Source organism: Mesorhizobium sp. M7A.F.Ca.CA.001.04.2.1, from assembly GCF_003998485.1.
GTDB classification, from domain to species: domain Bacteria; phylum Pseudomonadota; class Alphaproteobacteria; order Rhizobiales; family Rhizobiaceae; genus Mesorhizobium; species Mesorhizobium ciceri.
Genome location: NZ_RZQT01000115.1, coordinates 5,987 through 18,833 on the forward strand (window position 1 = coordinate 5,987; position 12,847 = coordinate 18,833).

Consider the following 12,847-nt stretch of genomic DNA (forward strand, 5'->3'; position numbering starts at 1 on the left):
GTGACCGGGAGCAATACCGGCATTAATGCCTACAGCGGCAGCACGGCGACAGACCTGACGGTTCGCGCCGAAGGCACCGTCAGCGGCGGCGTCTTCGGCATCAATGCCTCAAACGACGGCACTGGCACCACCAGCGTCACGGCGACAAAGGCGGTAACTGGAACAGACGGCGACGGCATTTATGCCGTCAACGGCACTACGGCGAAGGGCCTGACTATCCTCGCCGAAGGCACGGTCAGCGGCTACTTCGGGATCGAGGCCAAGAACAATGGCACAGGCGCCACCAGCGTCACGGCGAAGGCAGCGGTTACCGGGATAAGCGATACCGGCATCTACGCCTTCAACGCTGCCACGGCGATGGGCGGCCTGACGGTCGACGCCATGGCGGTTAATGGCGCCACCTACGGCGTTTATGCCGAGAACAGGGGCAGCGGCGTGACCAGCGTTACCGCCAAGGGCGACGTAGCGGGAACCGGCTACACAGGCATCGTAGCCGTCAACGGCACCATCACGCTCAATCCAGACGGCACGATTGCCAGCGTTGCGGCAAACGCCAACGCCACCGACCTGACGGTCGACGCGGCGGCGGCCAGCGGCAGCGACTATGGAATCTACACCTACAATGCGGGCACAGGCGACACCCAAGTCACGGCAAAAGGCGCGGTGACCGGGACCACCGGTCCCGGCATCTATGCCCGGACCTCAGGAAAGAACCTGACGATTGACGCCAAGGCCGTCAGCGGCGCCAACACGGGCCTCGTTGCCTTCAACTTCGGCACCGGCGCCACCAAGGTTACGGCGAAAGGTACGGTGACCGGTGCATCCGGTGCCGGCATCCTGGCAAGAACCGGTACCACAACGACAGGCGGCGTCATAGTCGACGCCGCCGGAGCCGGTGGCGGCCTCACCGGCATCCAGGTCGAAAACAACGGCGCCGGTGCCACCACCATCACGGCGACAGGCACGGTTGAAGGCGGCGACGCGGCGATCAAGGCGGTGTCGTCCGCGGGCCAGGCGATCTCCATCACCACCAGCGGTCTGGTGCGCAACAGCTCGGAGATAGCTAGCCTTGTGGCGGTAGAGACCTCGGGTGGGCCGGTGACCTTCACCAACAATGGCGGGCTGCTTGGCACCGTCAAGCTCGGCACCGCCGCCAATATTGTCGCCAATAACGCAACCTGGAACACCGCCGGCATCAATGAGTTTGGTGGCGGCACACTGACCAATGATGCTGGCAAGGACATTGTCACCGCCGCCGTCGGTTATAATAGCCCGGTGACGACGACATTCAAGGCGTTGTCGAACTTCACCAACAATGGCAGGCTGACCATGGCCAATGGCATTGCCGGCGATGTCACCAACCAGTTTGCCGGCGATGCGACGTTCGCGGCCGGCTCGGTGCTGGCCGTCGATATCAATGGCACGGGTGCATCCGACCGGTTCGCAGTCGAAGGAACGGCCGATCTGTCCGGCGCGACGCTGGCGGTAACGGCTCAGGGCCTCGCCGTCGGCACCTACATGGTGGTGTCCGCCGGCAGCGGGCTTGGCGGGACGACATTCCAGGCGTTGACCGGTGTCACCAGCACCGCCTTCCTGTCCGTGACGGACACCTACGACGCCTACAATGCCTATCTCGATGTAACCAAGGTTCGCGCCTTCACTGACGCCGGGTTGACGCCGAACCAGATCGCCACCGGCGAAGGTCTGGACAGCCTGACCGGTGGGGCTGTGTTCGGCGCCGTCGCCGGGTTGGCCACCGATGCCGAGGCACGCGCTGCCTTCGACCAGCTTTCGGGCGAAGTCCACGCCTCGGCCAAGGGCATGCTGCTCGAGGACAGCCGCTTCGTGCGCGATGCGGCCACTTCTCGTATCCGCGCCGCCTTCGGCGATGTTGGCGCGGCCGCATTGCCGGTCATGGCCTATGGCGATGGTGGCCCTGAAATGGTTGCCGCCGATACTGACCGCTTTGCCGTCTGGGGCCAGGCTTTCGGGTCCTGGGGCAATACCGACAGCGAGGGCAACGCCGCTGCCTTCGATCGTTCGACGGGGGGCCTGCTGGCGGGCGCCGACACGCTGGTGGGCGGCTGGCGTGTCGGTTTGCTCGGCGGCTACAGCCATTCGAGCTTCGATGCCGACGATCGCAATTCTTCGGGCAAGAGCGACAGCTATCATCTCGGTCTCTATGGTGGCACCAATTGGGGCGCCATCGCTTTCCGCACCGGCGCTGCTTACAGCTGGAGCAGCCTTTCGACCAACCGCTCGGTTGCTTTCAACGGCTTCACGGATGGGTTGTCGGCCGACTACGATGCCGGCACCGCGCAAGTCTTTGGCGAACTCGCCTACAAGGCCGATGCCGGACAATTCAAGTTCGAACCGTTCGCCAACCTGGCCTATGTCAGCGTCCATACCGACGGCTTCACCGAAGACGGTGGCGATGCGGCACTGACCAGCGCCGGTACGTCCACCGATGCGACCTTCACCACGCTCGGCCTGCGCGGTTCCTCGGACTTCGCGTTTGGCGGCATGAACGTCACCGCGCGCGGCATGCTCGGCTGGCGTCATGCCTTCGGCGACGTCACGCCGACCTCGACCTTCGCCTTCGCTGGCGGCGACGCCTTCACCATCGCCGGGGTGCCGATCGCCAGGGATGCGGCCGTCATCGAGGCTGGGCTCGACTTCAACCTCGCTTCCAACGCTAAGCTCGGCCTGTCCTACACCGGCCAGTTCGGCGGCGGCGGTGTCGATCAGGGCGCCAAGGTCGATCTTGCCGTGAAGTTCTGACGGCGACAGGTGGCGAGCAGCAAGAAGCGCACCGTCACCATGACAAGAAACTGCTGGAGGTCGCATGGTCAAGTCAAAGGTCGATTTCCACACGAAGCATGAAAGCGGTTTTGTCCCAACACAGGGATGTAAACTGCCATTCGACACGGACCTCCTGGAAGGCGAGGCCAAGGCGCGAGAGAAATTGCTTGGCAAGCAGAACGCCTTCCTTTCCAAGACACGACGTTCCGCCAAAGATGTCGACCATCTGATCGAAGAGATGGTCGCGTTCGAAAAGGTCCGGTCTGGGCACTATTGGCGAGACTGTCGGGCGGACCTGATTGCGCGGAACGTGCGATCGGCGGTTGGCAAAACAGGATCCTTGCTCGATCTAGGCAGATTGTCGCAACGACCGGCGACCAGCACGGTTATGATACCACGCCTCGACATACCGGACCTGGGGCCCGTTCCTTTTGGTCCGGTCGAACGGGGGGAATTGCAGAGGATTGACCTGAACACGGTCGATCGAGGAACCTACTTCGACAAGTGGTTCAACTATAATGGGCGGTGGACGCTCACCCAACTCTACGATCATGCCGTGACCGATCCGGTACCGCTCTCAATGGATTTCGTCAGTGCCAACAATCTGGATCCATACGATTCGGATGGCCTGCGCGCAACGAGCGAGACCGGCATCTGGTTCACCTATGTGCCGGACATGGACGGCTACGTAACGGTTTTCTGGCTATCGGATCGCGTGACCTATCGCCTGTTCAGACAATACTATCCGCGCGATGCGGACGGCTGGGCGAATGGTTGGCTCTCGGTGGAAGGAGTTGTCGGCATCTGGACGAACAATTCATTCGCAGGTCGCGACTACGTCGAAATTTCGAGCAGCAACGGCAATGCGCACGACACGCTACAAGCGAGCGGGGTCCTTTTCATTCACAACAGTACATACCCCGTCCAGGCAGGAAAACCGGTCCATGTGCTGATCGGAACGCGGTCGAAAGTCTTTAGTGTTTGCGACGGGACGGGCATCAATTTGGGGGCGGGCGTTGTCGCGCGAATTGACCACCCCATTTCCATCTTCACGCGAGCGGAGCTGGAGCCATATTCGCCATTCTACTGAACCTGGATGACAACTGGGCCGCCACCGTTTCGAGACATTCGAACCGGGATAAGGTGGAGCTGTCGGGCCGATAACCGACAGGCCGGAAAGCCGACGCGCGATTTTTGTGCCGTCCATCGAACAGGGGGCGGCCGCGCTCCGGGCGATCTGGCGGTCTTGGGAGCGCGCAGCGCACGCGGTGCGGTCTTTGCTCCAAAAACGTTGCGAAACGACCCGAGAGCGGTTATACAGACCGCGAATTTCCCATTTTGGTGGCTCTAAACCACCGCCCGCGCGGGAACGCGGGCGAACGAGAAGGATTTGTAAAAATGGCCAATACGCTGCTGATGCCCAAGGCGACCGCTGTCTGGCTGGTCGACAATACCGCACTTTCCTTCGAGCAGATCGCGCAGTTCTGCGGACTGCACCCGCTCGAGGTCAAGGCAATCGCCGATGGCGAAGCGGCGCAAGGCATCAAGGGCATGGACCCGATCATGACCGGACAGCTGACCCGCGACGAGATCGCCCGTGCCGAGAAGGACCCGAACCAGCGCCTGAAGCTTTCGGACCCCAAGGTGCGGGTGCCCGAATCCAAGCGCAAGGGTCCGCGCTACACGCCGCTGTCGAAGCGCCAGGACCGGCCGAACGCGATTCTGTGGCTGGTGCGCAACCACCCCGAGCTCAAGGACGCGCAGATCTCGCGTCTCGTCGGCACCACCAAGTCGACGATCGAACAGATCCGTGAGCGCAAGCACTGGAATTCGGCCAATCTGCAGCCGATGGATCCGGTCACGTTGGGCCTCGCTTCGCAGATCGACCTCGACATGGAAGTCAATCGCGCCTCGCGCGGCCGCGAACAGGCGCAGCCGGTCGGCGACACGCTGCTGCCGGCGGCCTTGACCGAGCGGCTGGTGCCGGCTCCCGAGAAGCCGAAGGACGAGGACGCCGAACTCGACGCCAACGCCGTGTTCGCCAAGCTCTCGGCCTTGAAGTCGAAGAACACGGACAATGACGACGACGAGTAAGGTTGTCTGATATTCCAAGAAAAAAGCCCGCTTCGAGCGGGCTTTTTTATTGGGTCAACAGTTCAGCTGCGCGCGGCGCGATCCGGCGCCATGCCATAATCCTCGCTGCGCTCCACCGCGCGGTAGAAGTCGGCAAGCTGCTTGCCGCGCTCCGGCTTGAAGATGCGGCCGGCGATGACCACCGAGGCGATGCGATCGATGCGGAAGGCGCGGAAATCGTCGCGCATCTCGCACCAGGCGACCAGCGTCCACACCTTGCCCCAGAACCACAGGCCGAGCGGGCGGATATCGCGGGCGGTGCCGCGGCCGGCCTCGTCGGAATAGTCGATGGTCAGCACCTGGCGCTTTTCGACCGCGCGCTCGATCAGGTCGATGGCCTCGCGGGCAGCGTCGCTGACCGCCCACATCGGCGTGTGGATCTCGGTGCGGGCAATGCGGTCCTTTTCGGCGTCGGGCAGGACGGCGCCGATCTTGACCAGCGCTTCGTCGGCGGCGCGCGCCATGGCGGCACCGCCAAAGGCACGCACCATGCGGGCGCCGGCGACCAGCGCGACGATTTCGTCACGCGTGAACATCAGCGGCGGAAGGTCGAACCCCTCCCTCATCATGTAGCCAACGCCGGCCTCGCCGTCGATCGGCACCCCGGTCGACTGCAGATCGGCAATGTCGCGATAGATGGTTCGCTCGGAAACCTCGAGCCACGTGCCGAGCTTCTGGGCGGTGACCAGTCGGCCACCGCGCAGATGCTGCACGATCTGGAAGAGCCTGTCGGCGCGGCGCATCGTATGGTCCCTCGGCGTTGTCTCTATGCATGTCGCCCCCAACCGGTCCACCGTTGGGCGGCATGCATGGTGTTTTCGCACATGCCGCTATCCCAAAACCGCAGAACACTTTTGGGCGGCATGCCTCATGGTTTCAGCCCTTCGCGCTTGCGCTGCGCGGCGACGAACTCCGCGCCGAAGGACAGTTTCTTCGTCGTCGGCGTTTTCGCATCGAGCACGCGCCAGAACGGTGCCACGTCACTCAGCGTCATGCCGCGCTGGAGATCCTCGTTGGCGGCTTCGGCAACAGTGCGCAAATGATAGCCTATGGTGACCGGGCATGTCACTTCGGCGCCATGCTCGACGGCAAGTGCTGTCCGCAGCGCACGCACATCCATCTCGACGCCTTCGGGAATCGAGCGGATGAAATCATCGACCTGGCGCGCCGTCGGCACCAACATCGGCTGGCCCTCGACGACATCGGTCATCGTGCGCGGCGTCGGCTTGACGCCGTTGATGCCTGGTGTGTTCAGTCTGTCGTTCCAACTCTTCATCGATCGTCCTTTCGACCGCCGATGCACGGGTGTCTGAGGTTCGCACCATTGCACGCGCCTCCTGACAGCATACTGTCAGGAGGCTTCAGCATACTCCTTGGCGAACAGCGTTCGCATCTGCACGAGATCGCTGCCTCTTTCGGGGTAGAGCGTCTTCAGAAAGGCGAGTGCGAAGGTGCCTGGTGCCGAACCGGGCGAGGAAACAATTTTGCCGTCGGCCACGGCATGCGGCACATCCTGATAGAGGCTGTCGCCGGCATAGCCGGCCTCATGACCATTGATCCAGTCGCGGCCATTGCTGGTGTGTCTGGCGTTCTCGAACAGGCCAGCGCGGGCCAGCGCCAGCGTTCCCGCGCAGATACCGCCGACCACGCCGCCGCGCGATGCAACAGCATTGAGCAGATCGGCAACATCGGGCGGTGCCTTGCCGGCCCACTCATCGGAGCCGATGACGGCGATGGCGTCGAGATCATCATTCTCATCCGCCCCGGCCGATCGATCGGGCGTCAGCCGAAAGCCGCTGATCCCGGTCACTGGGTTGCCATCAGGCGTCAGCGACACGGCACGGGCACCGAACCATTCGACCGCCGAGGCGGCCAGCAGCCCATACTCCCAGTCGGCAAAACCTTCGATGAAAAGGAAACCGATCGTCTTCTGTTCGGGCACAAGCTCGCTCCCATCCTCACGCACCGGACCTGTTATCTGGGCGTTGACGCGCCCACATCCAATCGCCGGGTCGAAAAATTGGCTTCAATTGCCGCGAGGGCCACGGTCCGCATACATGTCCGGCCAGCCGATATCCTTGCGAATATCCGCCGGCAGCGAGTTCATGAACCGCTGGGTGCGGATCTCGTTGCGCATCGTGCGGATCTTGCCGACATAGTGCTGCATGCCGCGCAGAATGGTGTAACCGTTCATGGCCAGTCTCCTCTCTCTGTATGGAGGTACTATCGCATACCCCTCCTGACAGCAGTCTGTCAGGAGGATGTCAGGCGCGAGACGATAGTTGCGACCAGTGCGCGCGCCGCAGGCAAGGCATCGCTTTTCGCCGCATAGAACGGTGCCGAAGGCAGGTTCGCGACTTCCGATTGTTCATAGCGAGGACGTGCTCTGGGCGCTGCTGTTCAGTTTCCGGCGACGGACTGTCGGAATACGAGGCCTTCAGCGGGGTGGCCGCAGTTCTGATATGGAGGGAGAAAATTGTTCCCCAACAGCAGGGAGACGACGATGAGCTTGCAACTGACAGGTATCCACCATCTGACCGCCATCACCGCCAATGCGCCTGGCAATCTTCATTTTTATACGAAGGTGCTGGGTCTGCGGCTGGTCAAGAAGACCGTAAACCAGGACGACACCTCGGCCTACCACCTCTTCTATGCCGACGGCGAAGCGACACCGGGCACCGACCTTACCTTCTTCGACTGGCCGGTCGGCCGCGAGCGGCGCGGCACGCACAGCATCGTGCGGACCAGCCTCAGGGTCGGCAGCCAGGAGAGCCTTGCCTGGTGGAAGCAACACTTGACCGACGAAGGCCTGGCAACAGGAGAGATCGGCGACATCGGCGGTTATGCGTCACTGGACTTCGAAGATCCCGAGGGCCAGCGTCTGCGCCTGGTCAGCGATGGCGGCAAGGGCGGCAGCCATCCCTGGGCGCAAAGCCCCGTACCGGCCGAGCACCAGATCCGCGGGCTCGGGCCGATCGTCATCAGCGTTCCCGACATCACCAACACCGAGGCGGTGGTGACCACGGTGATGAACATGCGCAAGGCGCGCGACTATGCCTCGCCGGAGGGCCAGGTTCACGTCTTCGAAATGGGCGAGGGCGGGCCGGCGGCGGAGCTGCATGTCCTGGTGCAGCCGGGACTGGCGCCGGCACGGCAAGGTGCCGGTGCGGTTCACCATGTTGCCTTCAGGGCGCCGGACCAGGAAACGCTGCATCAATGGACGGCGCGGCTGGCCGAGTTCCGGCTGCCGTCGAGCGGCGAGGTCGAGCGCTATTATTTCCGTTCGCTCTACTTCCGCGAGCCGAACGGCATCCTGTTCGAGATCGCAACCGATGGGCCGGGGTTCACCGCCGACGAGCCGCTGGAGACGCTGGGGGAAAGCCTCGCCCTGCCGCCATTCCTCGAACCGAAGCGCGCTTCGATCGAGGCCGGCCTCAAGCCGCTGAAGTAGATCGTTTGCCGGTCAAAGGGCGCCGCATTCCGGTTCGGGATCTCGGCGTCCGTTCTTTCTCAGGCAATGAACGACGTGCTTTGACAGCCGGGCGCGTTGCTGGTCAAAGGCGGCATGACGAAATTCCTCGCCCTTGTCATCGTCGGTTTCATGGTCATTCAACTGATCAAGCCGCTTGGCTGGCCAGGCCTCAAGCGACGCGGTGATTTCTGGAAGCTGGCACTGCTCGCCATGGCCGCGATTTCACTGGCGGCCGTGCTCGGGCATTTGACGTAGGACGGCACTTGTCGTCGCTGCTCAATTGCCAAGCACCGGGCCGACCAGATGCTCGGCCCAGGCCCGGTAGCCTGCTTCCGAGGCGTGAAAGCCGTCCGAGGCAAAGCCGGCTTCCGGATTGGTGATCGGCAGGCGCGACGCCGGCACCGCGCCGCGCTCCAGGCAAAGGCGTTCGCCCATCCGGTTCATGTCGGTGGCGCGGATCTCAAGGATCTTTCCGAGCAGCGGCGGCATGGCTGGCGCCCGCGTGAACTCCAGCACCGGCGACCACACCACGCGCGCTTCCGGCCATTTGGCGCGCAGGCCGTAGAGCAGGCCACCGAACTCCTTCTTGAAGCGCGGCACGGAGTGAAAATTCTTGGTGTCGTTGGTGCCGATGGCCAGCACGATATGCGTCCACGGATCGGCCGACAGATTGGGCAGCACATGGTCGCGGATCTGGCCCGACGTTGCCGAATTGAAGCCGGCCGCCCGCCAGCGCACGGCGCGGCCGGTGCTTTGTGAAATCAGCACGGCGAGTTGCGCGGCAAGCCCGTCTTCCGAATTGCCGATGCCGACCGAAGCGGCGGAGGAATCGCCCAGCACCAGAAGCGAGATTGCCGGTGCTGCGCCTGATATTTCGTGCATGACCGGCCCTTGCGCCGGCAGCATGCGCGTGGTGCGGCGTCGCACGCCGAGGCCTTGCCAGATATAGACCGGGAAGGCGAGCCAGGAGAGTAGGGCCGGGAAGCGCATGGCAGTACCGTTAAACGATCAGCGGCAGCCTTAGCGCATGTTTTGGCCGACGGGAACGATCTTCAATCGCAGCAACTCGCCTGCCCCGCCTGCTTGCCCTGATATTCATCGTGCAGCCGCACCCAATCCATCAGGCCGTGATAGGGGCCGTTCTCGTTGCGGCCCTTCGGCGTCATGTCGAGATAGTCGTAGGCGCCGATCTGCGCCTCGCCGCCGCGGGCGCGCGACATGAAGGTGAGGAAGATGTCGCCGGTCTCGTCCCTGTAGAAGACGCTGGTGCCGGGAAGCTCCTTCGATGTCCGTGGACGGGTCTCGAAATTGTAGGTGGTGCAGCCGGCGGCGATCTGCTTGTCGGTGAAGGAGACCTGCATGTCGAAGTTGAAATCCGAGGCATAGGACGACACCCAGTCGAACTTCCAGCCCATGCGCTGCTTGTAAGGCAGAAGTTCCGCCAGTGGAGCGCGCGAAACCACGACCAGCGACACGTCGTGATGCCGCAGATGCTGATTGGCGCCGTCGATATGGTCGGCAAGGAATGAGCAGCCCTCGCAATGATGGGTGCAGCCCGGCCCGAACATGAAGTGATAGACGATCAGCTGGCTGTTAGTGCCAAACAGGTCGGTCAGTCTGTTTGGCCCTTGTTCGGTCTCGAAGACATAGTCTTTCCTGATCTTCAGCCAGGGCAGTTCACGCCGTTCCGCGGCGATCCGCTCGCGAAACCGCGTCAGTTCCTTCTCGCGCGCCAGATGTGCCTTGTGCGCCTGAAACCAGTCTTCGCGCGAAACGATCTTGTTGCGATGCATGAACCTCTCCCTGAATGTCATCCCAAGGACGTTGGGGATGGGCGCAACCCGACATCGCCGGAGAGGAAATAAGGACGGAGAGGCTCCGCCCCAAGCCCTGCAAGTCACAAACAAAAAACCCGGGCGCATCGGCCCGGGTTCGAAGGAGGAAGAAAGGACTGTGATCAGGCGGCCTGTTCCAGGCTCGCCTTCCATTTTCCGAGCGCTGCCAGATGGTTCATGTGGGCGCGATGGGTGAAGGCGGCCTGGCCGGCGGCAACGTTCGAGGCTTTGCCGCTCCAGGCTTTCTGTGGCGCGGCCTGCAGCGCGCGACCATAGGAGAAGGTCAGCTTCCACGGGTGCGGCCCGATGGCGTTGATGGCGTTGAGATTGGCGGTCGCCTCTTCGTCTTCCTGGCCGCCGGAAAGGAAGGCGATGCCCGGCACCGCTGCCGGCACTGTCTCGCGGAACAGCTTTATGGTCTTTTCGGCGACTTCTTCGGGGCTGCTCACCTTGCCCGATTTCCTGCCGGCCAGCACCATGTTGGGCTTCAGGATGGTGCCTTCCAGCACGACGCGCGCCGCATGGAGCTCGTCATAGAGCTTGATCAGCGTTGCCTTCGAAATGTCGTAACAAGTGTCGATGTCGTGGGCGCCGTCCATCAGCACCTCCGGTTCGACGATCGGCACGATGCCGGCTTCCTGGCAGAGGGCGGCATAGCGGGCGAGCGCATGAGCGTTGGAGCCGATCGAGGTCGCCGAAGGGACACCCTTGGCGATATCGATGTCGATCACCGCGCGCCATTTGGCGAAGCGGGCGCCGAGCTTGTAGTAGTCGGCAAGCCGTTCGCGCAGGCCATCGAGGCCTTCGGTGACGGTGTCGCCGGGAAACCTGGCCAGCGGCTTGGCGCCGGCATCGACCTTGATGCCGGGGATGGCGCCGGCGGCCTTGATGATGTCGACCAGCGGCGTGCCGTCGGCGGCCTTCTGGCGGATCGTCTCGTCATAGAGGATGACACCGGAAATGTAGCGGGTCATCGCCTCCCTGGTGCGAAACATCATCTCGCGGTAGTCGCGGCGGCTGTCGGCGGTCGATTCGACGCCGATGACGTCGAAGCGCTTCTTGATGGTGCCGGAACTTTCGTCGGCGGCCAGCAGGCCCTTGCCATCGGCGACGATCGCAGCGGCAATGTCTTCGAGACGTTCGCTCATTGTTGCTTCTCCTGAAACGGTTGTTCCGCGCTTAACGGAAGTCTACCGCCAAAGGAATGGCATCGGAAAGCTCGAATCGATTGAAGCCTCGGGCGGCCTTGTTCGCTCTCCGAGTGTTGATCGCCTCGGAGCCTCAGCGCTTCAACACATCGACGCCGGGCAGCGGCTTGCCTTCCATCCACTCCAGGAAGGCGCCGCCGGCGGTCGAGACATAGGTGAAGTCGTCGGCGACGCCGGCGTGGTTGAGCGCCGCCACCGTATCGCCACCGCCTGCGACCGAGACCAGCTTGCCTTCCTTGGTGCGCGACGCCGCATGCTTGGCCGCCGCCACCGTCGCATGGTCGAAGGGCGCGATCTCGAAGGCGCCGAGCGGGCCGTTCCAGACCAGTGTCGCGGCGCGGTCGATCCATTCGCCGATGGTCGTCACGGTTTTGGCGCCGACATCGAGGATCATCCCGTCGGCCGGCACATCGGAGATGGCGACGGTCTCGCAGGCCGCGCCCGCCTTGAACTCCCTGGCGACGACGCCGTCGACCGGCAGGATGATGGCGCAGCCGGCCTCGGCCGCCTCGATCATGATCTGCTTGGCGGTTGAGGCGAGATCATGCTCGCACAGCGATTTCCCGACATCGGTGCCGCGCGCGGCGAGGAAGGTGTTGGCCATGCCGCCGCCGATGACCAGCGCGTCGACCTTCTTCACCAGGTTCATCAACAGATCGATCTTGGTCGAGACCTTGGCGCCGCCGACAATGGCGACGACCGGACGGACCGGTTTTCCCAGACCTTTCTCCAGCGCCTCAAGCTCGGCTTGCATGGTGCGGCCGGCAAAAGCCGGCAACAGATGCGCCAGTCCCTCGGTCGAAGAATGCGCGCGGTGCGCGGCCGAGAAGGCGTCGTTGACGAAGATATCGCCATTGGCGGCGAGTTTTTCGGTGAAGGCCGGGTCATTCTTTTCTTCGGCCTTGTAGAAGCGAGTGTTTTCGAGCAGCAGCACGTCGCCCTTGTTCATGGCGGCGACAGCGCTTCCGGCCGTGTCGCCGACGCAATCCGAGGCGAAACCGACGGGGCGGCCGAGCACTTCTGCCGTGGCTTTGGCGATCGGCTCCAGCGAGAATTCGGGCGAAGGCCCATCCTTGGGTCGGCCGAAATGGGCGAGCAGGATGACCTTGGCGCCCTTGGCCGATAGCTCGGCGATGGTCGGTGCGATGCGTTCGATGCGGGTGGCGTCGGTGACTTTGCCCTCAGTGACAGGCACGTTGAGGTCGACGCGCACCAGCACGCGCTTGCCGCTGATGTTGCCGATATCGTCGAGTGTCTTGAAGGCGGCCATGCGGGTTCCTTTCGCGAAAAACCGGGGGACCATACCCCGCATCGGCGGCGATGCAAGGCTTAGGGCGCGCTCGAACCGAAATTTTGAAGTGGGCACGATCTTGCACTGGCGGGCGGATGAATGGCAG

The 12,847-nt window shown here is 63.2% G+C and carries 13 protein-coding genes; 5 read left to right on the plus strand and 8 right to left on the minus strand.

Annotation, left to right across the window (positions count from 1 at the left end; genetic code table 11):
* The 3 genes from EN955_RS26755 to EN955_RS26765 all read left to right on the plus strand — a co-directional run.
* The coding region (locus EN955_RS26755; RefSeq protein ID WP_206523761.1) for an autotransporter domain-containing protein at nt 1–2,781 on the plus strand (2,781 nt) is incomplete at its 5' end.
* A gap of 64 nt (nt 2,782–2,845) precedes the next feature.
* Entirely contained in the window at nt 2,846–3,892 is a 1,047-nt protein-coding gene (locus tag EN955_RS26760) for a hypothetical protein (protein WP_024502989.1), read from the plus strand.
* Nucleotides 3,893–4,200: 308 nt separating this feature from the next.
* Nucleotides 4,201–4,896 carry a DUF1013 domain-containing protein gene (locus tag EN955_RS26765; protein WP_013529237.1) on the plus strand — a complete coding sequence of 232 codons (696 nt, stop codon included), beginning with the start codon at nt 4,201–4,203 and terminating at the stop codon, nt 4,894–4,896.
* Nucleotides 4,897–4,958: 62 nt separating this feature from the next.
* On the opposite strand, the gene EN955_RS26770 is transcribed toward EN955_RS26765, so the two are convergent.
* The 4 genes from EN955_RS26770 to EN955_RS26785 form a co-directional block, all read right to left on the minus strand.
* Nucleotides 4,959–5,678 (minus strand): YafY family protein, encoded by a 720-nt coding sequence (locus tag EN955_RS26770; protein WP_024502990.1) that lies wholly within the window; start codon nt 5,676–5,678, stop codon nt 4,959–4,961.
* A gap of 125 nt (nt 5,679–5,803) precedes the next feature.
* Nucleotides 5,804–6,211 (minus strand): hypothetical protein, encoded by a 408-nt coding sequence (locus EN955_RS26775; RefSeq protein WP_024502991.1) that lies wholly within the window; start codon nt 6,209–6,211, stop codon nt 5,804–5,806.
* Nucleotides 6,212–6,286: 75 nt separating this feature from the next.
* On the minus strand, nt 6,287–6,877 hold the full coding sequence (locus EN955_RS26780; protein WP_024502992.1) for a DJ-1/PfpI family protein: 591 nt from the start codon (nt 6,875–6,877) through the stop codon (nt 6,287–6,289).
* An 84-nt stretch (nt 6,878–6,961) separates the two neighbouring features.
* The gene (locus EN955_RS26785; protein WP_013529241.1) at nt 6,962–7,129 is read right to left on the minus strand and encodes a hypothetical protein; all 168 of its coding nucleotides are present in this window, start codon (nt 7,127–7,129) and stop codon (nt 6,962–6,964) included.
* Between the two features lie 309 nt (nt 7,130–7,438).
* On the opposite strand from EN955_RS26785, the gene EN955_RS26790 reads away from it, so the two are divergent.
* Complete coding sequence (locus tag EN955_RS26790) at nt 7,439–8,386, plus strand: ring-cleaving dioxygenase (protein WP_024502993.1); 948 nt, start codon at nt 7,439–7,441, stop codon at nt 8,384–8,386.
* Nucleotides 8,387–8,500: 114 nt separating this feature from the next.
* Nucleotides 8,501–8,662, plus strand: coding sequence for a hypothetical protein (locus EN955_RS26795; protein ID WP_023810961.1), 162 nt, complete (start codon nt 8,501–8,503; stop codon nt 8,660–8,662).
* Nucleotides 8,663–8,683: 21 nt separating this feature from the next.
* Here EN955_RS26795 and EN955_RS26800 read toward each other — a convergent pair whose 3' ends face one another.
* The 4 genes from EN955_RS26800 to EN955_RS26815 all read right to left on the minus strand — a co-directional run bounded on the left by EN955_RS26800 (nt 8,684) and on the right by EN955_RS26815 (nt 12,720).
* Nucleotides 8,684–9,397 (minus strand): SGNH/GDSL hydrolase family protein, encoded by a 714-nt coding sequence (locus EN955_RS26800; protein WP_024502994.1) that lies wholly within the window; start codon nt 9,395–9,397, stop codon nt 8,684–8,686.
* Between the two features lie 62 nt (nt 9,398–9,459).
* The gene (locus tag EN955_RS26805) at nt 9,460–10,200 is read right to left on the minus strand and encodes a thioredoxin family protein (protein ID WP_013529245.1); all 741 of its coding nucleotides are present in this window, start codon (nt 10,198–10,200) and stop codon (nt 9,460–9,462) included.
* A gap of 164 nt (nt 10,201–10,364) precedes the next feature.
* Nucleotides 10,365–11,390 carry a class I fructose-bisphosphate aldolase gene (locus tag EN955_RS26810; RefSeq protein WP_024502995.1) on the minus strand — a complete coding sequence of 342 codons (1,026 nt, stop codon included), beginning with the start codon at nt 11,388–11,390 and terminating at the stop codon, nt 10,365–10,367.
* A gap of 133 nt (nt 11,391–11,523) precedes the next feature.
* Nucleotides 11,524–12,720: a phosphoglycerate kinase gene (locus tag EN955_RS26815; RefSeq protein ID WP_013529247.1), complete on the minus strand. Its 1,197-nt coding sequence runs from the start codon at nt 12,718–12,720 to the stop codon at nt 11,524–11,526.
* Nucleotides 12,721–12,847 lie beyond the last annotated feature (127 nt).

Excerpts from the sequence above, each read along its gene's own strand:
- EN955_RS26760 (WP_024502989.1), top strand. The coding sequence starts at position 2,846 with ATGGTCAAGTCAAAGGTCGATTTCCACACGAAGCATGAAAGCGGTTTT.
- EN955_RS26765 (WP_013529237.1), top strand. The coding sequence starts at position 4,201 with ATGGCCAATACGCTGCTGATGCCCAAGGCGACCGCTGTCTGGCTGGTC.
- EN955_RS26770 (WP_024502990.1), bottom strand. The coding sequence starts at position 5,678 with ATGCGCCGCGCCGACAGGCTCTTCCAGATCGTGCAGCATCTGCGCGGT.
- EN955_RS26775 (WP_024502991.1), bottom strand. The coding sequence starts at position 6,211 with ATGAAGAGTTGGAACGACAGACTGAACACACCAGGCATCAACGGCGTC.
- EN955_RS26785 (WP_013529241.1), bottom strand. The coding sequence starts at position 7,129 with ATGAACGGTTACACCATTCTGCGCGGCATGCAGCACTATGTCGGCAAG.
- EN955_RS26790 (WP_024502993.1), top strand. The coding sequence starts at position 7,439 with ATGAGCTTGCAACTGACAGGTATCCACCATCTGACCGCCATCACCGCC.
- EN955_RS26795 (WP_023810961.1), top strand. The coding sequence starts at position 8,501 with ATGACGAAATTCCTCGCCCTTGTCATCGTCGGTTTCATGGTCATTCAA.
- EN955_RS26800 (WP_024502994.1), bottom strand. The coding sequence starts at position 9,397 with ATGCGCTTCCCGGCCCTACTCTCCTGGCTCGCCTTCCCGGTCTATATC.
- EN955_RS26805 (WP_013529245.1), bottom strand. The coding sequence starts at position 10,200 with ATGCATCGCAACAAGATCGTTTCGCGCGAAGACTGGTTTCAGGCGCAC.
- EN955_RS26810 (WP_024502995.1), bottom strand. The coding sequence starts at position 11,390 with ATGAGCGAACGTCTCGAAGACATTGCCGCTGCGATCGTCGCCGATGGC.
- EN955_RS26815 (WP_013529247.1), bottom strand. The coding sequence starts at position 12,720 with ATGGCCGCCTTCAAGACACTCGACGATATCGGCAACATCAGCGGCAAG.